Source organism: Mycobacterium sp. E2733 (assembly GCF_001667585.1).
Classification (GTDB): Bacteria; Actinomycetota; Actinomycetes; order Mycobacteriales; family Mycobacteriaceae; genus Mycobacterium.
Genome location: NZ_LZJZ01000037.1, coordinates 15,381 through 35,875 on the forward strand (window position 1 = coordinate 15,381; position 20,495 = coordinate 35,875).

22 protein-coding genes are annotated in these 20,495 nt (G+C 64.7%); 12 read left to right on the forward strand and 10 right to left on the reverse strand.

What is annotated here, in order from left to right:
• The first annotated feature begins 93 nt into the window (after window positions 1-93).
• Genes A5678_RS28305 through A5678_RS09045 form a run of 5 tightly spaced genes read left to right on the forward strand, consistent with a single transcriptional unit; the run spans window position 94 to window position 4,777 of the window.
• Entirely contained in the window at window positions 94-2,112 is a 2,019-nt protein-coding gene (locus A5678_RS28305; protein WP_068041066.1) for a thiamine pyrophosphate-dependent enzyme, read from the forward strand.
• Window positions 2,113-2,123: 11 nt separating this feature from the next.
• Entirely contained in the window at window positions 2,124-2,342 is a 219-nt protein-coding gene (locus A5678_RS09030; protein WP_068041025.1) for a lipoyl domain-containing protein, read from the forward strand.
• Window positions 2,339-3,190: an enoyl-CoA hydratase/isomerase family protein gene (locus A5678_RS09035; RefSeq protein ID WP_068041027.1), complete on the forward strand. Its 852-nt coding sequence runs from the start codon at window positions 2,339-2,341 to the stop codon at window positions 3,188-3,190. The genes A5678_RS09030 and A5678_RS09035 overlap by 4 nt, the downstream gene beginning before the upstream one ends.
• Before the next feature lie 6 nt (window positions 3,191-3,196).
• Window positions 3,197-3,994, forward strand: a complete 798-nt coding sequence (locus A5678_RS09040) for an enoyl-CoA hydratase/isomerase family protein (protein ID WP_068041028.1) — start codon at window positions 3,197-3,199, stop codon at window positions 3,992-3,994.
• A 12-nt stretch (window positions 3,995-4,006) separates the two neighbouring features.
• Window positions 4,007-4,777: an enoyl-CoA hydratase/isomerase family protein gene (locus A5678_RS09045; protein ID WP_068041030.1), complete on the forward strand. Its 771-nt coding sequence runs from the start codon at window positions 4,007-4,009 to the stop codon at window positions 4,775-4,777.
• Between the two features lie 9 nt (window positions 4,778-4,786).
• Here A5678_RS09045 and A5678_RS09050 read toward each other — a convergent pair whose 3' ends face one another.
• Together A5678_RS09050 and A5678_RS09055 are read right to left on the reverse strand one after the other, a co-directional pair.
• Window positions 4,787-5,989, reverse strand: a complete 1,203-nt coding sequence (locus A5678_RS09050) for an acyl-CoA dehydrogenase family protein (protein ID WP_068041031.1) — start codon at window positions 5,987-5,989, stop codon at window positions 4,787-4,789.
• Window positions 5,990-5,991: 2 nt separating this feature from the next.
• Window positions 5,992-6,804 carry an enoyl-CoA hydratase-related protein gene (locus A5678_RS09055; RefSeq protein ID WP_068041034.1) on the reverse strand — a complete coding sequence of 271 codons (813 nt, stop codon included), beginning with the start codon at window positions 6,802-6,804 and terminating at the stop codon, window positions 5,992-5,994.
• 137 nt (window positions 6,805-6,941) lie between these two features.
• On the opposite strand from A5678_RS09055, the gene A5678_RS09060 reads away from it, so the two are divergent.
• Both A5678_RS09060 and A5678_RS09065 read left to right on the forward strand, forming a co-directional pair.
• A complete protein-coding gene (locus A5678_RS09060) occupies window positions 6,942-8,138 on the forward strand; it encodes a cytochrome P450 (RefSeq protein ID WP_068041036.1) in 1,197 nt (398 codons plus the stop codon).
• Complete coding sequence (locus A5678_RS09065; protein ID WP_068041038.1) at window positions 8,135-8,932, forward strand: enoyl-CoA hydratase/isomerase family protein; 798 nt, start codon at window positions 8,135-8,137, stop codon at window positions 8,930-8,932. The genes A5678_RS09060 and A5678_RS09065 overlap by 4 nt, the downstream gene beginning before the upstream one ends.
• A 23-nt stretch (window positions 8,933-8,955) precedes the next feature.
• Here A5678_RS09065 and A5678_RS09070 read toward each other — a convergent pair whose 3' ends face one another.
• Entirely contained in the window at window positions 8,956-9,813 is an 858-nt protein-coding gene (locus A5678_RS09070) for a mycofactocin-coupled SDR family oxidoreductase (RefSeq protein WP_068041068.1), read from the reverse strand.
• Between the two features lie 174 nt (window positions 9,814-9,987).
• Here A5678_RS09070 and A5678_RS09075 point away from each other — a divergent pair, with 174 nt between their 5' ends.
• The 4 genes from A5678_RS09075 to A5678_RS09090 all read left to right on the forward strand — a co-directional run bounded on the left by A5678_RS09075 (window position 9,988) and on the right by A5678_RS09090 (window position 13,821).
• The gene (locus tag A5678_RS09075; RefSeq protein ID WP_068041040.1) at window positions 9,988-10,803 is read left to right on the forward strand and encodes an SDR family NAD(P)-dependent oxidoreductase; all 816 of its coding nucleotides are present in this window, start codon (window positions 9,988-9,990) and stop codon (window positions 10,801-10,803) included.
• Window positions 10,804-10,859: 56 nt separating this feature from the next.
• The gene (locus A5678_RS09080; RefSeq protein WP_231983616.1) at window positions 10,860-11,372 is read left to right on the forward strand and encodes a nuclear transport factor 2 family protein; all 513 of its coding nucleotides are present in this window, start codon (window positions 10,860-10,862) and stop codon (window positions 11,370-11,372) included.
• On the forward strand, window positions 11,369-12,322 hold the full coding sequence (locus tag A5678_RS09085; RefSeq protein WP_068041044.1) for an SMP-30/gluconolactonase/LRE family protein: 954 nt from the start codon (window positions 11,369-11,371) through the stop codon (window positions 12,320-12,322). Before A5678_RS09080 ends, A5678_RS09085 begins: the two co-directional genes overlap by 4 nt.
• 113 nt (window positions 12,323-12,435) lie before the next feature.
• The gene (locus A5678_RS09090; RefSeq protein WP_197502079.1) at window positions 12,436-13,821 is read left to right on the forward strand and encodes an adenylate/guanylate cyclase domain-containing protein; all 1,386 of its coding nucleotides are present in this window, start codon (window positions 12,436-12,438) and stop codon (window positions 13,819-13,821) included.
• Window positions 13,822-13,830: 9 nt separating this feature from the next.
• On the opposite strand, the gene A5678_RS09095 is transcribed toward A5678_RS09090, so the two are convergent.
• On the reverse strand, window positions 13,831-15,126 hold the full coding sequence (locus A5678_RS09095; RefSeq protein WP_068041048.1) for an amidohydrolase family protein: 1,296 nt from the start codon (window positions 15,124-15,126) through the stop codon (window positions 13,831-13,833).
• Window positions 15,127-15,245: 119 nt separating this feature from the next.
• Here A5678_RS09095 and A5678_RS09100 point away from each other — a divergent pair, with 119 nt between their 5' ends.
• The gene (locus A5678_RS09100; protein WP_068041050.1) at window positions 15,246-15,446 is read left to right on the forward strand and encodes a hypothetical protein; all 201 of its coding nucleotides are present in this window, start codon (window positions 15,246-15,248) and stop codon (window positions 15,444-15,446) included.
• Between the two features lie 17 nt (window positions 15,447-15,463).
• Here the strand turns inward: A5678_RS09100 and A5678_RS09105 are convergent, their stop codons facing one another.
• The 6 genes from A5678_RS09105 to A5678_RS09130 form a co-directional block, all read right to left on the reverse strand.
• The gene (locus A5678_RS09105; protein WP_068041052.1) at window positions 15,464-16,603 is read right to left on the reverse strand and encodes an acyl-CoA dehydrogenase family protein; all 1,140 of its coding nucleotides are present in this window, start codon (window positions 16,601-16,603) and stop codon (window positions 15,464-15,466) included.
• A 2-nt stretch (window positions 16,604-16,605) separates the two neighbouring features.
• Window positions 16,606-17,649 carry an acyl-CoA dehydrogenase gene (locus A5678_RS09110; RefSeq protein ID WP_068041054.1) on the reverse strand — a complete coding sequence of 348 codons (1,044 nt, stop codon included), beginning with the start codon at window positions 17,647-17,649 and terminating at the stop codon, window positions 16,606-16,608.
• A 2-nt stretch (window positions 17,650-17,651) separates the two neighbouring features.
• Window positions 17,652-18,851 carry a cytochrome P450 gene (locus A5678_RS09115; RefSeq protein WP_068041056.1) on the reverse strand — a complete coding sequence of 400 codons (1,200 nt, stop codon included), beginning with the start codon at window positions 18,849-18,851 and terminating at the stop codon, window positions 17,652-17,654.
• A 46-nt stretch (window positions 18,852-18,897) separates the two neighbouring features.
• Window positions 18,898-19,368, reverse strand: a complete 471-nt coding sequence (locus tag A5678_RS09120; RefSeq protein ID WP_068041058.1) for a VOC family protein — start codon at window positions 19,366-19,368, stop codon at window positions 18,898-18,900.
• Window positions 19,365-20,168, reverse strand: coding sequence for an SDR family oxidoreductase (locus A5678_RS09125; RefSeq protein WP_068041061.1), 804 nt, complete (start codon window positions 20,166-20,168; stop codon window positions 19,365-19,367). Before A5678_RS09125 ends, A5678_RS09120 begins: the two co-directional genes overlap by 4 nt.
• Before the next feature lie 43 nt (window positions 20,169-20,211).
• On the reverse strand, window positions 20,212-20,495 hold a 284-nt coding region (locus tag A5678_RS09130; protein WP_197502080.1), incomplete at its 5' end, for a CoA transferase.

Consider the following 20,495-nt stretch of genomic DNA (forward strand, 5'->3'; position numbering starts at 1 on the left):
CGGTCATCGCGCCCCCTATTTGCGATCGAACGACTGAACAAACTTCGTCATATTGTATACTCACGGCTGACCGCACATCACGAAGGAGTAGTGGTGGCCACGCAGGTAGACGCCAGGATCGAGACGCTGAGCAACGACCGTGCCCTTGAGTTGTACCGATTGATGAGCAAGGTGCACCAAAGCGATCAACGCGTCCGAAAGGGGCTGTCGTCCGGTGAGATCGCAATGAGTTACTGGCCGGTCGACGGCCAGGAGGCGATGTCGGCCGGAGCGGCGTTGGCACTGGCCGCTAACGACCAGCTGGTCTCCACCTATCGCGGTCTCGGCGACGTGGTGGCCAAGGGGATCGACCTGCCAAGGTACTTCGCCGAGATCCTCGGCCGCAGCACCGGCCTGTCGAAGGGGAAGGCCGGCGCAATGGGCATCTTCGACCCCGACCACGGCGTCGCATGGACCACCGGCATCGTCGGCGCGGGGCCGCTGATCGCGAACGGGATCGCCCTGGCCGCAAAGATGAAGTCAACCGGGCAAATAGTGCTCGTGAGCTTCGGCGACGGTGCGACGAGCATCGGCTACGTCCACGAGGCCATGAACATGGCGGCGCTGTGGTCGCTTCCGGTGGTCTTCTTCTGCCAGAACAACGCGTGGGCCGAATGCACTCCGGTGGCCGGCTACACGCGTTCGGCCCGGCTATCCGACCGCGCCGCGGGCTACCCCATGCCAGGGGTCACCGTCGATGGCACGGATCCGCCGGCCGTGTACAGCGCGATAGCTGAGGCCGCCGAGCGCGCTCGGTCCTGCGGCGGCCCGTCCTTCGTGGAGGCCGTCGCCTACCGCCTGCAGGGCCATTACTTCGGTGACCAGATGCCCTACGCCGACCCGGACGAGCTTGCGGCCAAGCGTGCCGACCCGCCGTTCGCGCGCTACCGCCGCCGTCTGCTCAACGAGGGCTTGGCCACCGAGGCAGACCTGGACCGCATCGACAACGATCTGATGACCGAGATCGACGCGGCCTTTGTCGCTGCCCGCGACGCCGATCCGCCCGCGGTCGACGAGCTCACCCGCGATGTGTTCGCCGCAGGCGGCACGGAGTTGGCCACGCCGGTGCCGGAGCGGGCGAGGGTCCCCGAGGGCGAAACGGAAAATCTGGGTTTGGTGCAAGCGATTCACCGCACGCTGGACCGAGCCATGGCCGCCGACGAATCGATCGTGCTCCTGGGGGAAGACATCGCCGACCCGTCGGGCGGCATGTTCAAGATCACTGCGGGATTGTCCACCAAATACGGTACGGACCGGGTCCGCGACACCCCGATCGCGGAGTCCTCGATCATCGGCGCCGCCTTGGGGGCCGCCCTCGGTGGACTGCGGCCTGTCGCGGAGCTGATGTTCATGGACTTCCTCGGCGTCGCCATGGACCAGATCGCCAACCATGCAGCAAAGATCCGCTACATGTCCGGCGGCCGCCAGGGTGCACCGATGGTAATCCGCGCCATGGTGGGCACCGCAGCAGGTCCGCAGCACTCGCAAGCGTTCGAAGCCTGGGCGATGCACACCCCGGGAATCAAGGTCGTTTGGCCCAGCACCGCCGCCGACGCGGTCGGTCTGCTCAATGCTTGTCTCGCAGAACGTGATCCGTGCCTGTTCGTCGAGTCGATGAAGCTCTACTACGGGGGCGGTAAGGGACCGGTGCCGACCGCCGACTATGTGATCCCGCTCGGGCAGGCCGACATCAAGCGGCCAGGCACCGATGTGACCATCTGCACCTACGGCACCATGGTGCACGCAGCGCTCGATGCAGCCAATCAGCTTGAGGGCGAAGGTGTCTCGGTCGAAGTCCTCGACCTGCGGACACTGGTCCCGTTGGACTTGGCAGCGGTGCTCGAATCGGTTGCGAAGACGCGCCGCCTGGTGGTAGCGCACGAGTCCGTGGGATTCTGCGGGCCGGGCGCCGAGATCGCGGCCGCGGTGGGCACCGCGTTGTTCGGTGTGCTGGCAAGCCCCGTGCAACGCGTGGCCGGCACCTACACACCGGTGCCGCGGGCAGCCACGCTCGAAGCGGCATGCCGTCCGGACGCCGCACAGCTCGTCGAGGCCGTTAGGAGGATCGTGTGATAGAGGTGCGGATGCCCAAACCTGGTGACGCGATCACCGAAGCGGAGCTGACCGAGTTGTACGTGGAAGACGGCGCCCATGTTTCCGAGGGCGACCCGCTCTATCAAATCGCCACGGACAAGGTCGAAATGGATATCGAGGCGCCGGCCACGGGTGTCGTCGCCTGGAAGGTCAACGCCGGCGAAACCTACAACGTCGGCGAGCTCCTCGCAATGATCGAGGACCGATGACCCCACTACCCGATTCGGTCGACGTCGACCTGGGCACCCCCGAGCTCGTCGCGCGGATCGAGGGCGACACGCTGACCGTCACCATCAGTCGGCCCGAAAAAAAGAATGCCGTTACCGCCGACGGCTATCACGGGATCAAACGGGCCGCGATGATCGTCGCTGACGAGCCGGGCTTGAGCTTCCTGCTGATTACCGGTACCGGCGACACGTTCTGCGCCGGCGGGGACATGAACGCGGTTGGAAACCGAGACCGGCAATGGGACGCGTTCACCGAGTCCTATGACGGGACGCCGTTCGAAACGTTGGGCAAAATTCCCAAACTCGTGGTTTGCGCGGTCAACGGCATCGCCCTCGGTGGAGGCCTGGTGATGACGTTGTTCGCGGATCTCGTGGTCGCGTCCGACCGAGCCCGATTCCGCGTTCCAGACCTCACCCGCGGCGTGTACGAGGCATTTATCGCCGCCCGGTTGCCGCAACGATTGGGCACCTTGCGGGCCAATCACCTTATCTACGGCAATGATTGGGTCGATGCGCAGGAGGCCGAGCGGCTCGGCCTGGTCGGCAAAGTGGTGCCGCATGACTCCCTTCAGTCCGAGATCGGCGCGTTGCTCGAACGGGTTCGGAAGACGGGTCCCGCCGCCCGCTCGGCGGTGAAGCGCGAGATGGCGCGGGCGCTGCCGCCCGTTGACGTCACCGGCTACTGGTCGTCCATCGGCACCAGCGAGCAGATCGAGGCCTTCACGGCGTTCTTACAGAAGAGATCACCGGACTGGCCCATCAGCAATGACCGCCATGCTTTCGTCCAGACACGCCGACCGGCCTGGCTGCGGTCGAGAGATGAGGACTGATCGCCGATGACGGACCTGCCGCAGGGCACATCGGAACTGACCGGGTGCGACGAGATCCTGGTGGCCGCGGACGGTCCCGTCAGGATCGTGACGTTGAACAACCCCGACGACGCTAACGCGGTCAACAACAGGATGCACACCGCCTTCAGCCGCCTGTGGGCCGGGCTGGCCGAGGACCCGGACGCGCTCGCGGTGCTGATCACCGGTACCGGCGACTACTTCTCCGCGGGCGGAAACCTCGTGGAATGGCTGGAGACCCACGTCAACAACCCGGTGACCCGTCGCGCGGGAATGCGTGATGCCCGCCGGATCGTGCGCGACATGATCGACTTCCCGCTCCCTGTGGTCGCGGCCGTCAACGGGCCGGCGGTCGGATTCGGTTGCAGTATCGCGGTGTTGTGCGACATCGTGCTGATGTCCGACCGAGCATTCTTCGCCGACACTCACGTCGCGAGCGGCCTCGTCGCGGGCGATGGCGGGTCGGTCCTGTGGCCACTGCTCATGAGCCTGCTGAAAGCCAAGGAGTACCTGATGCTCGGCGAACGCATCAAGGCGGATAAAGCCGTCGAGCTCGGCCTGGCCAACCGGGTGGTGCCGCACTCCGAGATCAAAGAGCAGGGCCTGGCGCTGGCCCACCGCCTCGCTGCCCTGCCGCCGCGGGCGGTACAGGACACTAAACGGACGCTGAACCTCCACGCCCAGCGCGCGCTCATCGGCATCCTCGAGTACGGGATCTCCGCCGAAACAGAGTGTTTCGCCACACCGGAACACCGGTCGGCGATCGACAAGTTCCTCAACCGATAGGGGCGATCCCCAATGGTCAACGACACCAGCACAGAGGCTGAGCCGATCCGCTGCGAAGATCGAGACGGCATCGCTGTCGTCTTTCTAGACCGCCCACGCCAGCGCAACGCCTTATGCTACGAATCCTGGACGGCGCTATCGATCGCACTCGGCGGAATCGTCGCCTACGGTGACCGCGGCGTGATTTTGGCTGGCGCAGACGGATTCTTCAGCGCCGGAGGTGATTTGAAAACCGGACCGGCACACGGCAGCGGGCCGCTGGGACCCGCGGGTCGCGTCGAACACGCGCAACGAGTGATGGAGCAACTCAAAGCGGTGCCGGTGCCCACCATTGCGGCGGTCGAGGGCGCGGCAGTGGGTCTCGGCTGGAGTTTGGCGCTTTCGTGCGACTTTATTGTCTGCGCTTCTGACGCCTTCTTCGCTGCGCCGTTCGTGGCACGAGCGGTGGTACCCGACGGCGGGCTGGCCTGGCGCTTGACCCAGCAGTTGGGCCGGAATCGCGCGGCGTCGTTGCTGTTGCGTGGCACACGGCTGCCGGCCGCAGAGGCCGAGCGGCTGGGATTGGTGACCGAGATCGTCGGACCGGGGTCCGCCGTGGACCGCGCGTTGTCCATCGCGCATGAACTTGCCGAGGCCGATGCAGGGGCGGTGGAAATGACGAAGAGGTTGATCAACTCGGCCGAAAACTCCCAGCTGGCGGCCTTTTACCCCCTCGAGTTGGCGATGGCCACGGTCGCACAGCAGCGCGGGGCGGCGGCCGAGAACCGCACCGCATTTTCGTAGTAGGCGATATCAGCGCGGCATGCCCAAGCCGGTCGTGGAAATCAGGTCGCGTTGAATCTCGCTGGTACCTCCGCCGATCGCATGCAGCAGCGACAACAGCAGGCCCTCGGAGAAGTGTCCATGGAGGATGGAATCCGGATCGTCCGGCATGAGTTCGCCAGCGGGACCGAGGATCTGGGCACCAAGCGTCCGTAATTCGGCGGTCAGCTCGGAGTGGTACAGCTTCGACAACGACGGCAACGCGGGATCCAAAGCACCCGCGGCCTGCAGGTGCGCTACGCGATAGGACAGGGCGCGGCCGGCCTCTACGCGTTCGACGGCGCGGGCCAGCGCGATGCGGGCAGTCGGTTCAGCCAGCGGATCATGCGCCGAGCCCTTCTGCGCGTGGCACCAGTCGATCAGCTCGTCGAGATAGCGTTGGGCCTGCGCGGCCCTGGTGATATTCGATCGTTCGACCTCCAGCAGCGACTTTCCGACCATCCACCCCTCGCCCTCTGCTCCAACGAGGTTGGCCACCGGCACGCGCACACCGTCGAAGAACTCCTCGGCGAAGGTCGGATATCCGGTCATCGATCGGATGGGCCGGCGGGTGATTCCGGGCGTCTCGAGGTCGACGAGGAAGAACGAGATTCCCGCCTGGCGCTTGTCGGCCACCGGCGACGTGCGGGCCAAGACGAAGATCCAATCGGCGAGCACGCCGTTGCTCGTCCATGTCTTCTGCCCGTCCAGGACGTAATGGTCGCCGTCCCGATGAGCGGTCATGCGCAGTGCCGCCAGATCCGAGCCGGCCTCAGGTTCCGAATACCCCTGTGCCCACATGCGTTCTGAGCGGGCGATTGCCGGCAGGTGCTCCGCCCTCTGTTCGGGCGTTCCGTATTTGAACAACACCGGCGCCAGCATGTTGACCCCGTTGGTGTTGACCAGCGGTGCCCCGGCGTACGCGAGCTCCTCCCGGATGACCATCTGTTCGACGACGCTTCGGCCGCCCCCGCCGTACTGGGCTGGCCAGTGTGGCACGAACCATCCCTGCGCGTGTAACGCCTGGCAGAACGCCACCGCACGGTCGTGCGAATCGCGTGGGAGGTAGTCGGGATTGGCCGCAGTGCGGCGGAATTCATCAGGCAGGTTGCCCGCAAGCCATTCACGGACCGAAGCCCGCAGAGACTCGGTCTCCTCGTCCCCACCGAACCGGATGATCGGTTTAAGGGGCATGCTCAGATGCGTTCACTGGGCTTTGAGCCCTTCTTCATGAGCTCCATCATGAACTGCTGGAACTCCTTGCTGCCGGTCACCATCGCCTGAAGGTCATTGCTGGCTTGTTGATGGGTGCGGAACCCCATGGTCTCCCAGGCCCGGATGAGGCCGGACTTGACTGCCTGCAGCGTGATCAAGGGCGCCTTGGCGATCTGCGCGGCCAGCTCCTCGACAGTAGCTTCGAGTTGGTCGGCGGGTACCACCCGATTGACCAGACCGAACTCCAGGGCTTCGGCGGCGGTCAACCGCTGGGCTGTGTAGAGGTATTCGGCGGCGCGCTTGTAATTCATGAACACCCACGGCTCAAACATCGTTTCGGCGCCGGGCAGCCCAAAGCCGGGAACCAGGGGCATCTGGAACCACGCGTCCTCGGAACACACCGTGATTTCGGGAATCAGCGCCCATGTCGTGCCTCCACCGATCGCATAACCGTGCACTTGAGCGATCACCGGTTTGGGGAACTCCCACAGCTTGAGGACCGGCCACAAGAACAATTGCGCGGCAGACCGCCACACCTTTCCCGACGCTTCCAGCTCGGCCTTGAATTCCGGGTAGGCACCCGTTGGGACGTGGCCGGAGCAGAAGCCCTTGCCGTTGGCCTTGATGATCACCACCTTGATGGCGTAGTCATACTGCGCGTCATCGAGGGCCTCGTTGACGCTGTGGACCATCTCGGACGTCTGCGCGTTTGCGGCGTCCGGGTTGTTCAGGATGATTCGAGCAATTGGACCATCCTTCTCGTAGACGACGTGCTCGAGATCCCGTGTTTCCACTTTTACTTCGTCCTCCTCTAAACGAGCCGACCAGCATTCAGTCATCCTCTACGGAAGCGGGCGGCGGTCGCGCCGTGAGGGCGTAGTGCAACTATACAGATAATGTAATACTGTTCTTCAGGAAAGGACGGGTGCCGATGACGACGACGGACCTACGTTGGGATCCCTTCGACCACGCCCTGCACCAGGAACCGTACGGGGTCTGGAGGCGGTTGCGCGATGAAGCGCCCGTTTATCGCAACGAGGAGTACAACTTCTATGCGTTGAGCAGGTTCGATGACGTCATGGAAGCGTCACTGGACACCGAGACGTTCTCCTCCGAACACGGTGTCACATTGGATGCCATCACCGATGAACCCTGTCCACCGCCCAAACCAATGATCTTCATGGATCCCCCTGATCACACGGCGCTGCGGAAGATGGTCAATCGCACATTCTTTCGCACCAAAGTGGCTGTGCTCGAGGACCGCATCCGGTCGCTGTGCCGCGGTTACCTGGATAAGTTCGTCGGGGCCGACGGGTTCGACTACGTGCGGGACTTTTCGATGAAGCTGCCGGTGATGGTGATCAGCTCCCTGCTGGGCTTTCCCGAATCCGACCATGACAACCTGCGGGAGTGGTCGGACGCCCAGCTTCACCGCGAAGAGGGTTCAACTCAGCTCAGCGAAGACGGTCGAGAAGCCAACACCAAGCTGCTGAGCTATTACGCCGAACAGATCCAACAGCGCCGGATCGCCCCCACGGACGACATCGTCGGCAACCTGATGGCGGCCGACTTGGTCCAGCCGGGCCGCGAGACTCGTCGACTCGACGACGGGGAGGTGCTGATGTTCATCGCCATGATCAACGTCGCCGGCAACGAGACGGTTGCCCGGCTGCTGGGCTGGGCGGCGCTGACACTGGCGCGTTGCCCAGACCAGCGGGCCAAGCTCGTCGCCAATACTCAACTGATCGCCGGGGCCGTCGAGGAACTCCTGCGCTATGACGCCCCATCGCCCGTCCAAGGCCGATACACCACGCGTGATGCGACTTACCACGGGACGGTGATCCCGGCCGGTTCACGAGTTGCGCTGCTGACCGGTTCGGCCGGCCGCGACGAACGCCAATACGAGAATCCCGACGTCTTCGATGTCGAGCGAACCGGCATCCGCCACATCAGCTTTGGCCACGGCTCGCACTTTTGTCTGGGTGCGGCCCTGGCGCGTCTGGAGGCCCGTGTCGCGCTGGAGGAGACGCTGGCGCGGTTCCCGACGTGGGACGTCGACGAGGACGCGGTGACCTACGTGCACACCAATTCGGTGCGCGGCCCGGCCAGCGTGCCGATCCGGCTGTGATCCCCGATCTGACGGCGCGCACCGAGGACGCGGTCCGCTGGTTGGTGTTGGACCGACCAGACGCCGGCAATTCCGTGACGCGGGCCATGCAGCGAAGCCTGATCGAGAATCTTCAGTCCGCATCGAGCGATCCCGATATCAGAGCGGTGGTGCTCACCGGTCAGGGCGACCGGCACTTCTGCACCGGACCGAATCTCCACGATCCAGGCATGCAACCCAAAAAGGACAGGGTCGCCGGCGATGCCGCCCGGATTCTGCGTACCGGATCTCAGGCGGTGGTCTCAGCTTTGCTCGATTGCGAAAAGCCGGTGCTGTGTGCTCTCAACGGCGCTGCCGCCGGGGTGGGCGCCAGCATGGTGCTGGCTTGTGATCTCATTGTGGCCGCCGAAAGCGCAAGTCTCATCGAGCTTTTCGCGCGTCGTGGGCTGGCACCAGACGGTGGTGCCGCCTATCTGCTGGCCCGCAAGGTGCCCTTCAACGTCGCCAAGAAGCTGCTGTTTTTCGGCGAGGAGCTGTCTGCGCCCGAGGCCTACCGGATCGGCCTTATCAACAAGGTGGTCGCCGACGGTGACCTCGCGAGCGAGGCGACCGCCTGGGCGCGACGGCTCGCGCAGGGGCCGACGCGCGCGCTGGCGGCGGCCAAGGCAATGCTCAACCAAGCGTTTGACGTCGACCGCGAGGCGGCGTTTCGTACCGAGGCGCTGCTCGTCGAGCAGGTCGCCGGCACGGACGACGTCGCCGAGGGCATGGCCGCCTTCGTTGAGCGACGCGACCCCGACTTCCGTGGCCGCTGACGATCACTTTGCGAATGCGACTCCTAAAGGCCCAGTTTCAAACCCGCGCCGGCGTCGACGAATATTTGTTGACCGGTGACGTAACGGGACTCGTCGGACGCCAGGTACACCACCAGGTGGGAGATGTCCTCCGGCTCGACCCATGGGACCGGCATCGCTTGCAGGATCGGGAAGACAAGCTCGGCGTCCTCGCGACTCGGTTCGGGTAGGTCCGGACGAAACGTCCGGTACATCGGAAGGTTATGCAACATCCCGGTATTGACGTTGGTCGGGTGCACGGTGTTGATGCGGATCTGCTCTGGCGCAAGCGTCAAAGCCAAACCCTTGGTGTACTCCGCCAGCATCTTCTTGGCGAGACCGTACCCGGCCCCCCCGGGACCCTGCGGTCCGCCGCCAGTGGCGAGGTCCTTCTGCGGAACCAGCCCCGCGATGGAGCCGGTAACAATGACCGATGCACCGGCCCGCAGATGCTCGAAACTAACGTGGACAGCGTTGACGACGCCGACAAAGTCGACGTCGAACGCGTCCATGAAACCGCGGGACGGAATGTTGCTTCCCATCGGGAGGATTCCGGCGTTCGCCACCACGACATGGAGACCGCCCAACTCGGCGACCGCCTCATCGATCGCCTTCTTCAGCGCGACGCGGTCGCGGACGTCGACGACCGCCGAGACCGCACGGCGACCGGACTTTTCGACCAGCTTGACGGTCTCGTCCAGGTCATCCCGGGTGGCAAGCGGATATTCATTGGTGTCGATGTCGGCGCAAATGTCCAGTGCGATGATGTCGGCGCCCTCGTCTGCCAAGTGAATCGCGTGGCTGCGGCCCTGTCCGCGCGCCGCTCCGGTTATCACGGCCACTTTGCCGCTGAGACGCTGCATCTGCTCCTCCATCATCTTCGATGAGCCGGCCGGCCCGATCCCCACCCCGCATACGGCACAGGACCGAACGCGCGGGCGTGGCCCCCGCGGCATCATTGGATAATAGAACACTCAGTGTTAATCTGTCACGCGTGTGGATACCGCGGCCAGCCTGATCGGCATGAGGGAAAAGTAGTGACGCTGCATCGAAACGCCGCATCGCTGGACGGTCGGGTGGCGGTTGTGACGGGCGGCGGGTCCGGAATCGGACGCGCGGTCGCCGCGGCGTTCACGGAATTCGGCGCAAGGGTCTCGATTTGGGAGAGGGACGCGCAGACGGCAACGTCCGCCGCCGAGGAAATCGGCGGCCTCGCGTGCGTCACCGACGTTCGCGACGAGGAGCAGGTTGACGCGGCCCTCGCCGCCACCGTCGAGAAGCTAGGGACTCCAACCGTCTTGGTCAACAACGCCGGCGGAGTCTTCTGGTCCGGTCTGCTCGAAACCTCCTCCAATGGGTGGGACGCGCTAATCCGCATCAACCTGACCCAGGTCTTGCTCTGCACGCAACGGGTCGCGCGTGCCATGGTCGAAGCGGGCGCAGGCGGCAGCATCATCAACGTCAGCACGATCGAGGCGGTGCGGGCGGCACCGGGGTTTGCCGCCTATGCTGCAGCGAAGGCCGGGGTGGTGAACTTCACGAAAACCGCGGCGCTCGAACTCGCCCCGCGCAGTATCCGAGTCAACGGACTGGCTCCCGACTTCACGCTGACCCAGAGCCTGGCGAACATGGCCCCTGCCGGGGCCGAGAACGCCAGGCTCATGGTGCCGATGGGCAGGGCCGGTCACGTTGACGAAATGGCCGGAGCGGCAGTCTTTCTGGCCAGCGATCTCAGCGCATACGTGACTGGACAGACCCTGCATGTCGACGGAGGTACGTCAGCGGCGGAAGGTTGGTACCACCACCCGCAATCCGGGCACTACATCCTCGGCCAGCCGACGCCGGCGCCCTAGCACCCACGAGGTCTGCAGAAGAGGATTCTATGGAAGACGTCGGCCCAGTACGCGACATGTTGGCACGTGAAGAGATTCGCCAACTGCCCTACCGTTACGCGGCCGCGGTTGAAACACGGGATGTCGAGGCAATGGCCGACCTGTTCGTCCCGTACGCGCGGTTCGGCGACCACGGTGAGGGCCGCGAGGGTCTTCGCCGGCTGATGTCCCACAGCGTCGACGCCAGCGTATTCGCGGTCATCCTCGTCGCGAACCACCTCGTCGAGCTCGACGCCGTAAACCAGGCACACGGGCAGGTGTGGGCGCAGTGCTTCGCCCAAACGCACGCCGAGGGATTCGTCGAACAACTCATTAAGTACGAGGACCGCTACGAGAAACATGAGGGACGGTGGTATTTCTTGCACCGTCGGCATCGACTGTTCTACGGCGTCAACCGGCCCACGTCGCCGCTGAAGCAACGCGCTGCCGACTGGCCACGAAGCCAGACAGGGGTCGGAGACCTGCCGCTGGCAGACCCGGTGTTCGTCACCTGGTGGAACAAGCCGAAACAGACTGCAAGGCCACGATGAGCGGACACTGGTCCGTGGCCGGCGGGCTGTCCTTCCCCGAAAGTCCCGTCCCCCTCGATGATGGCTCGGTTGTGGTGTCGGAGATGGCGGCCGGCCGGATCACCAGGGTGCGCCCGGACGGGGTCACCGAGACGGTTGCCCAGACCGGAGGCGGACCCAACGGCGTAGGCAGGCTTCCCGACGGTCGAATGGTGGTGTGTCAGAACGGCGGCTCCCGGTTCGGGATCGGCCCGTGGCCCTACGACTTCGGCGAATGCGCACACCTCTTCCGGCCGGTAGGCGCCCCCGACGCCCCGGTGACCCCCGGGCTGCAGATTGTCGACCCCGGCGGTCGCGTGAGCACGCTCACCACCACGTTCCGTACACGCTCCGGCAAGGAGCTGCCGTTGATACGGCCCAGCGACATCTGTATTGACAGCGATGGCGGCTTCTACGTGACCGACGGTGGAACGACACGCGGCCGCAACCGCGCCATGACCGGCTTGCTCTACGGAACCGTCGAAGGCGGCTTGCGCGAGGTCGTGTACCCGCTGGAAATGCCCAACGGGGTGGCACTTTCGCCCGGCGGTGCGATTCTGTATGTCGCGGAGACCCGCACGCGACGCATCTGGGAGTTCGAACTCGACGGACCGGGAGTGGTGGGCCGGGCGCGTGGACTGACCACGGTGCCCAGCGGCGGGCCGCTGAACGTCGGTGGAGCCGACGGGGTATGCGTAGACGAGGCCGGCCGGATCCTCGTCGCGACGCTCGGGACAGGTGGCGTCACTGTCTTCTCCCCCACTGGCGACCTGTTGGGTTCAATCCCTGCCGATGACCCGATGACGACCAACGTGGCGTTGAGCGGTGATGGTCAGAAGTTGTTCATGACACTCGCATCATCCGGCAGTCTGGTGATGGTCGAGGACTGGCTGGACGCCGCGGGAATCGCCCGCTACGGCACGTCGTCGTGAAGGTAATGCGCCAGTTTCGCCGACGGCGTTATCCCATGCGATGGGGCGGCAGGGCACTTTTGGTGGCGGGTGCGGTAGTACCGACCGTTCTCGGGTGCGCAGTAATCGCGGCCATGACGTTCTGGGCACTGCCCACCGGGGCCGCCCTGAGCCAACGGCACGTTCTCTTGCTCAATAGCGCTGCGACCGCAATTTATTCGGTGATTGCGATACCCGTTGCCGTCGTCTGCGGATACTTCTGGTTGACGATTCCCGGCGACGCCGACCAGACGACTGAGCGGCGGGCGCTCCTGGCGGCGCCGACCCGAATGGCGCTCCTGCACAGCATAGTCTGGATCGCAGCGACGGTGCTGTTGGTTGTCATCAACATTCGTACTCCTTGGCTTGCAACGACATTGGGCATCAACTGCCTGCTCGGGGCAACAGTGACAACCGCGATTTCCTACTGGCTGTGCGCGCGAGCGCTGCGGCCTTCTGTCGCGGAGCTACTCACCAAGGCGCCACCGACACGACCACGCCCGCCAGGGTTGAGGCTGCGTGGGGTGAGCGCATGGGTGGTGGGAACCGGCGTTCCGATGCTGATGCTGATGCTGGTCGCGGCCAGCGCTTTGGTGGTCAAGTTCCCGGGACATCGCCTGGCTGTGGTGGTTTTGGCGGTGGCAGCTTGCACCGTTGTGAGCGGGCTGGCGGTCGCGGCATTCACGGCGGCCACGATCGCCGATCCGATCGACGAAGTGAGGCGCGGCATGCAACGGGTCCAACGCGGCGAATTCGAGGTATCCGTACCGGTGTTCGACGCGTCTGAACTCGGGATGCTGCAGGCCGGCTTCAACACGATGGCCAGCGGACTCCGCGAACGCGAACGACTGCGCGACCTGTTCGGCAGGCACGTCGGAAGGGATGTAGCCCTCCTCGCCGAGGAGGTCGCTCGTGACGGCGTCCAGATTCGAATGGGTGGCGCAAGCTGCGAAGTGGCGGTGCTGTTCGTCGACCTGGTCGGCTCGACGCGACTGGCCGGCACGCTCGAGCCCGACGAATTGGTCACGATGCTCAACGAGTTGTTCGCGGTGGTGGTCGGCGTCGTGGAGCAACACCACGGTTTGATCAACAAGTTCGAGGGTGACGCGGCCCTTGCGGTTTTCGGCGCCCCGATTCCGGACGCCGACAGCGCCTCTCACGCCCTCGCCACGGCGCGCGAACTCCACAGTCGACTGAACCGATCGGGCAAGGACTCCAAGGTCGGCATCGGGGTGTCTGCCGGGGTGGCGGTGGCCGGCAATATCGGCGACCCAAGGCGTTACGAGTACACGGTAGTCGGTGATCCAGTCAACGAGGCGGCGCGGCTCACCGAGGTCGCCAAGCTTTCGGGCGGTGTCGCGGCCTCGGGTACGGCAGTGAGTCGGGCCGAGGCGCCGGAGAAGCAGCGCTGGCGGGTCGTCGACTCCAAAGTGCTACGCGGCCGCGATAATCCGACCGACATCGCCGTTCCGATCGGTTGACCTGACCACTCAGACCTTATGAGCCTTCTGCTCCTCCATCTTCTTCATAAAGCCCTCGAGTCCGATCCCCCCGTGGCCCGCCATGACCTCGTCGTAGTCGTAATCGGGCGGGTTGCCGTCGTTTGGACGCCATCCAGAGTCCGCGGTGCAGGACTTGAAGCCCTCCTCGGGGAAGGCGTACCAGCGCCGAGCGTTGAGTTCGACGATCTTGGCGGCTTCCTCATCGGGCACCTCGGCCAGCATCTCCTCGGCTCGCGCACGGCTTTTGGGCCAGAATGAGTCGGAGTGCGGATAGTCGCACTCCCAGGTGATGTTGTCGATTCCGATCTCGTGACGCATGGCCATCCCGACTTCGTCCTCGATGAAACATCCGGAGATGTTGCGCCGGAACAGCTCCGACGGCGCCACCGTCGGGTGAATGTTCTGGTAGTACTTGTGCTTGCGCCAAACGTAGTCCGCGCGTTCGACCAGGTAGGGCATCCAGCCGACGCCGCCTTCCGAGAACGCCACTTTGAGGTTCGGATGCTTATGAAATACGGGCGAGAAGATGAGCTCGGTGGCCGCAGCCATCGATGTGGTGCCCATCAACGTGATCATCACCGCGAACGGCGCCTCCGGCGCGGTCTGAGGCGGGAATCCGCCGCTGCCGAAATGCATCACCGCCGTCAGGTTCGTCTCTTCCAGCGTCGACCAAACTGGTTCCCAGTACGGGGTGTGATAGCTGGGCAGCTTCAGGTTGGTTGGGTTATCCGGCAGGCCGATCGCCCGTGCACCCTTGGCCGCCACTCGCTCGATCTCGGCGACGATGAGCGCCGGATCCCACAGCGGAGTGATCGCCATAGGAATGAATCGAGCGGGATCGGTGGCACACCACTCGTCGAGTGAGAAGTCGTTCCACGCCTTGACGCCCAGCAGCGCGAGTTCCTTGTCCTCTCCCTCGAGGAACACCGTTCCGCAGAATCGGGGGAAGGACGGGAAGCACAGCATCGCATGCACGCCGTCGATGTCCATGTCGGCCAAGCGGGCTTTCGGGTCATAACATCCGGGGATCATGTCGGCATAGCGGATCGGGTCGACCCCGAACTCTTCCGGGGACCTGCCCGCAACGGCATTCAGCCCGATGTTGGGATACGGTCGGCCCTCATAGACCCACTGCTGCATCGGGGGAGCGCCCTCGCGCGGGAAGTCGACAATGCGAGGACCCTGATCGATGTACTTCTTCGGCAGCCTGTCGATCCAGACATGGGGTGGCTCGATCAGGTGATCGTCGACGGACAGAAGCTTCATCGATGGTTTTAGCGGCATCGCCCAATCCTCAACTCTTCTAATCCGTACGCTACAGTACAACTAAACATTTTGTGCCTAACTGACTATAACGCCGGCTTCGGCCTGAGCTCAAACGGATGGCGCGTTAAGGAGAGACGATGGACCCGCATGAGCGCATCCCCCGTGACGACTGGGCCGACCAGGATTTGCTTACCAAGGACGAAGCGGCCGAACGCCTCTCCGAAGAGATAGCCGAGGTCAGCGGGAAACTTAACGGAGCCCATGCGGGTGACGAGATCCTCGAACGGCGACTCAATGGACTCAAAGAGGCGTACAAATACCTGACCGAGGGTGCATAGGGCTCACCGCTGCAGGCTCAGGGGCGCGGCAGTCCGAGCACCCGTTGCGCGACGATGTTGCGTTGGATTTGCGCCGTTCCCCCGTAGATGCCTGCAGCGCGCGACCACAGGTAGATGTCCCACTCCAGGCCCTCGGTGAGGAGAGGGCCACTAGCGCACAGATCCATCATGGTGTGGCCGAAGAACTGGTCGGCCCGGGCCATGAGCAGCTTGTCGACCGACCCCTCCGGCCCTGGGAGTTTTCCGTGTTGACGCTCCGTCAGCGAGCGCTGAACCTTGATCTGTAGGGCACGCAACTCCACGTACGCCTGCCCAAGCCGGGCCCGTGCCGCAGGTGAGTCGAGGAGCCAGCCGGAGCGGATGTCGTTCTCCAGCCGCCGCAATTGTGTCGAGAGCCGGCTGACCCAGTTGATGTCACCGGGACCGCGCTCGTAGGCGAGCAGTTGGTTGGCGATGGACCAGCCTTGGCCTCGCTCGCCCAGCAGGTTGGCCACGGGAACGTCCACGGCGTCAAAGGTGACCTCGGTGAATTCGCGGTTGCGCGCGGCATTGACAATCGGACGGACTTGGATGCCTGGCGTCGACATCGGAACCAACAGCGCCGAGATGCCCGCGTGCTTAGGGGCGTCGGACTCAGTCCGGCACAGCAGGAAACACCAGTCGGCGACCGCCCCGAAGCTGGTCCAGATCTTGCGGCCATTGACGCGGAACATCTGGTGCCCATCGATGTCGATCAACTCGGCCCGGGTCTTCAAGCCGGCCAGGTCGGATCCAGCCTCGGGTTCCGAGAACCCCTGGCACCAGCGCACCTGGCCCGACAACAGTCCGGGCAGCAGGGTGTCCCGCTGCTTGTCGGTACCGAACAAACGCAACGCATTGCTGAGGTGGCCGACCCCCTCAATGGGCGGGGCACCGGCACGGCCGAGTTCGTCGTTGAGTATCGCCTCGTAGATGGGCGCCTTGCCGTGCCCTCCGTACTCGACGGGGAAAGACAGCCCAATGTACCCAGCCTTGTAAAGCGTTTGATGCCAGGCGTTTTGCGCGTCAGCGCGCGCGGCGGGATCCTCGGGGATCGAAGCGTCCGCGGCGTGCTCGGAAAGCCATTGCCGCAACTCGGCGCGGAACTGCGCTTCCGGCGCGCTGTCATTGAAGTCCACCGCTACGCCAACTCCCGGTCGGCCAACCGCATCGCCGCGATGGCCTCGTAGTGAACCGCCTCGTCACCGAACAGCCGCCGGTCTAGCAGCGTACGGCGTAGCCGCAGGTGCGAAACGTGCTCCCAGGTGATCGCGATCCCGCCGAATACCTGAACGGTCGTCTCCACGACCTCGCGGCCCGCCGCGGCGGCGTATGCCTTCGCGGTCATCGCTGCCAACCGCGCGTCGTCGGCCGGCAGTTGGTCGATCGCCCACGCGGCATGCCACAAACAGCTGCGGGCGCCTTCGACCTGCACCAGGGCATCTGCGAGCAGATGCCCCACCGCCTGGAAGGAGCCGATCTTCACGCCAAACTGCGTGCGTTCGCCGGCGTAGCGCACCGCATCGTCGAGCGCACCTTGCATGACGCCGACAAGGTCGGCGGCGACCGCGGTCATCGCCAGCGACTCCACCCGCTGCCACCGCTCCTCACCGATCGGCTCCCCGGTCTCGACCGCTGAAGCCGCCAAATCGGCAGGCGTGCAGCGCAACACGCGGGTCAGGTCGAGCGCAGCCGCATCGTCACCATCCAGCGGCGCGCAGACCAGCCTGCGTTGACCGTCGGTTGGGACCACGAGCAGTGCGTGGGTGGCACCTGCCGCATCGAACGCCACCGCCGGCTGATTCGCCCCTGCGAATCCCATCAAGTCCATGCTCAGCACCGGCGCCGCGCGCAGGCTTCCGTCCGCGACGAGCTGCAAATGCTTCTCTGCGCGAGCAGCCTCCAGCAACTCGGTCGCCAGCACCGCCTGCCCCACCACAGGTACGGCGCTAAGCGATCTTGCGAGCTGCTCGATGACGATGGCGGTTTCCACGCCGCTGGCCGCGAGCCCGCACAGGGCGGGCGAACGAAGAGTTGGCACACCGAGTTCCACAATCTGGCCCCACTGCGCGTCGAGGACCTCATTGGTGGGTAATTGCTCGGGGCCGGTGACGCCAACGCTTTCCCCCAGCCGAGCGGCGGTGTCCTGCAGCAGTTGCTGCTCGTCGGTGAAGGCGATGTCCATGGTCAGCGCAGCGTCATCTCCACGTAGGTGTAGCCGCGCACGGTCGCGGTGAGCACGCGCTCGCGCGCCCCGATGCCGTAGCTCGGGAACTTGTTGGCGATGTAGTCGAACACCAGCTGCGCCTCCCGTCGGGCCAACCACTGCCCAAGACAGATGTGAATCCCCCACCCGAAATAGACGTCGGTGCCGCGGGGACGCCCGATGATGAAGCGGTCGGGGTCCTTGTATCGACGTTCATCCCGGTTTGCGCTACCCAGGAGCAGCAGCACCCAATCGCCGGCGTTCATCGTGACACCGTGACGCTCGATGGGCCGCGTCAGTGTACGGGCCACCCAATGACTCGGGGTGTCATAACGAAGTGCCTCGTTGACCGCGACGGGAATCACGCTGCGGTCTCTGACAATCCGCTGCCACTGGTCGGGATGCTCCGCGAGCGCCACCAGCCCGTTGGAGATCAATTTCTGAGTGGTCTCGGAACCCGCGGCTGACAGCAGGTTGCAGAACATGAGCACCTCGTGCGCGGTCAACGAGCGTTCACCGCCGGACTCTGGGTCATCGAAGGTGGCCTGCAAGACAATGCTGATCAGATCGTCCCCCGGGTCGGTGCGGCGCCGCTCGATCAGGTCGCCGATGTACTGGCTGATCATCCGATTGGCTTCGATGGCCTTGGCCGGCATGGCCACTTCGCCCTCCTCGCGCGTCAGGAAGGCCTCCCACCAAACCCGCAGTTGCGCACGATCGGCCTGCGGGACGCCGAGCAAGTCGCCAATCACATCGGTGGGAACCGAGAACGCGAAAGCCTCCATGGCGTCGACGGTGGTCCCGGGACGCAGCCGGTCCAGGTGCGTGTTGACCACCGCTTGCAGGGCGGACTCCATCGCAGCCACTGCCTTTGGTGTGAAGAAGCCCTTGAGGACACCCCGAATACGGTCGTGGCGAGGGGGATCCATCGAGATTACGGAGTATTTGCGGCCGTTGTTGTCGGGGTTCTCCGGCGCTGGTCCCAGCTTGGATGAGAACGTCTCCCAATCCCGCAGCGCCTGCGAGACGTCATCGAACCTGGACAACACCCACCAGCGTTCCTCGGGATCCCGGTAGACCGGCGCCTCATCGCGTAATCGCCGGTAGACGGGGTACGGATCGTCGAAGATCGCCTTCGAGAACGGCGAATACATCAATTCGCTGGTGGCTGGCACAGCCATGACTCTATCATTCTGCTGAACAATCGAACGTTTTGTGATCAGTTGCTCAATGTGGAGGGCGGCGTTCAATCAGTTCCAGCCAATTGCCGTCGGGGTCGGTGGCCATCAGCCCACGGTTGCCACCCTCGAACGTCACCGTCCGTTCGGGTCGCGCCCGCCCCCCATACCGCTCGATTCGCCTGACGAGCTCGTCGGGATCATCGACGCGAAACGACAGGTGGGTGAATCCGACCGCATTCATCGGCCGGGGCCGACCGTGTTTCCGGATGCCCGGTGCCGAGTAGCCCAGCAACTCGAGGCGAAATCCGTCCCGTTGCAGGTAGACGATGTCGAGCACCAGGCCGGGAACATCCAGCAGCTGCGCCGTGGCGGGGTCGTCGACGCGCATGCGGCCGGGCTCTTCGAATCCCAAAGCATCACGGTAAAACTCGACCGAACGCTCAAGTTCGCTCACGCAGAGCCCGATGTGGGTCAGGCGGTGGCCGGCACTCCTCGAACGCTCCCTCGAGTCGCTCACCCGAACCCAGCCTGCATGAACTCCCCCATCGCGGCGACGACCTCGGCCCTCGGGCGCTGCGCATCCGCGGCGAACTTTTCCGCGATGCGGTCGGACGCATATCCGCGGGGGCCCGCGCCGAAAACGTCGTAAAAACGGGCGGCACACTCCTCGGGGCTCTGCGCACCTGCGGCACGCAGGGCGGCCTCCACCTCCGGTGTCACGTTCCTTTCCCGCCGGAACGTCGGGGTCAGAGTCGTCCCGATGACGTAGCCCATGACGTCAACGCCGGTACCCCGCAATTCGTCCCAAAGTCCTTCGGCGAGAAGCAATTCATAAGCCTTGGCCGCGCCGTACGCCGCGAAGATGCGCAATCCTTGCAGGGCCCCGCCGGAAGAACACAACCCGATTCCCCCGCGACCTCGCTCGACCATCTTGGCGGCGAGTGCTTTGACGATGAGGGTCGGCACAGTGCAATTCATGTGGACGTTGTGCACAAGCTCCTCATCGGGCGTGTCCAAAAACAGGCCGCGCGGCTCGGCCGCAGCGTTGTAGACGAGGACTCCAACCTCAACGTCGTCCACCGCTTCGACGACCCGCGCAGCGGCATCGGGTCCGCTCAGGTCGATCGCGAGTGTGCGAGCCCGGACGCCGTGGGTGCGCTCGATGTCGCCCGCCACGGCGGCAAGCTTGGATTCGGTCCGCGCAACCAAGATGACGTCGCATCCCCGCTGGGCGGCTCCCATGGCAAAGGCCGCGCCCAGCCCCTCGGACGCTCCGGCGATCAACACCCACGGACCATATTTATCCTTGAACTCCATGCCAAGCTCCGTCCTGTGATCGATGCGGCTGATCGCGAAGCAGTCATCCGCCGTCGGCGAAATATTCGCTCAGCAGGTCGTTGTGCTCGCCGAGCAGAGGCGGTCGGGCCGGCGCGGTGGTCGGTGCGAGACCGAACACGTACGGTGTGCCCGGATAGGTGAATGTCTTTCCCAGCTCCGGATGGCTTACGAGAACGTGAAATCCGCGGGCGGCGATGTGCTCGTCCTCGATCGCCTCATCGGGTGACAACACCGCGCCGGCCGGGAATCCACGCCGCTGGCTTTCCAGGAAGTACTCCTTGGCGGGCATCCGGGACGCGATCAAGG

Bases quoted from the DNA above. Each gene is read 5' to 3' on its own strand.
- A5678_RS09095 (WP_068041048.1), bottom strand. From the start codon at position 15,126: ATGCCGCTAAAACCATCGATGAAGCTTCTGTCCGTCGACGATCACCTG.
- A5678_RS09080 (WP_231983616.1), top strand. From the start codon at position 10,860: ATGTTGGCACGTGAAGAGATTCGCCAACTGCCCTACCGTTACGCGGCC.
- A5678_RS09030 (WP_068041025.1), top strand. From the start codon at position 2,124: ATGCCCAAACCTGGTGACGCGATCACCGAAGCGGAGCTGACCGAGTTG.
- A5678_RS09125 (WP_068041061.1), bottom strand. From the start codon at position 20,168: ATGGAGTTCAAGGATAAATATGGTCCGTGGGTGTTGATCGCCGGAGCG.
- A5678_RS09050 (WP_068041031.1), bottom strand. From the start codon at position 5,989: ATGCCCCTTAAACCGATCATCCGGTTCGGTGGGGACGAGGAGACCGAG.
- A5678_RS09035 (WP_068041027.1), top strand. From the start codon at position 2,339: ATGACCCCACTACCCGATTCGGTCGACGTCGACCTGGGCACCCCCGAG.
- A5678_RS09045 (WP_068041030.1), top strand. From the start codon at position 4,007: ATGGTCAACGACACCAGCACAGAGGCTGAGCCGATCCGCTGCGAAGAT.
- A5678_RS09085 (WP_068041044.1), top strand. From the start codon at position 11,369: ATGAGCGGACACTGGTCCGTGGCCGGCGGGCTGTCCTTCCCCGAAAGT.
- A5678_RS09090 (WP_197502079.1), top strand. From the start codon at position 12,436: ATGACGTTCTGGGCACTGCCCACCGGGGCCGCCCTGAGCCAACGGCAC.
- A5678_RS09110 (WP_068041054.1), bottom strand. From the start codon at position 17,649: ATGGACATCGCCTTCACCGACGAGCAGCAACTGCTGCAGGACACCGCC.
- A5678_RS09100 (WP_068041050.1), top strand. From the start codon at position 15,246: ATGGACCCGCATGAGCGCATCCCCCGTGACGACTGGGCCGACCAGGAT.
- A5678_RS09040 (WP_068041028.1), top strand. From the start codon at position 3,197: ATGACGGACCTGCCGCAGGGCACATCGGAACTGACCGGGTGCGACGAG.
- A5678_RS09115 (WP_068041056.1), bottom strand. From the start codon at position 18,851: ATGGCTGTGCCAGCCACCAGCGAATTGATGTATTCGCCGTTCTCGAAG.
- A5678_RS09070 (WP_068041068.1), bottom strand. From the start codon at position 9,813: ATGCAGCGTCTCAGCGGCAAAGTGGCCGTGATAACCGGAGCGGCGCGC.
- A5678_RS09060 (WP_068041036.1), top strand. From the start codon at position 6,942: ATGACGACGACGGACCTACGTTGGGATCCCTTCGACCACGCCCTGCAC.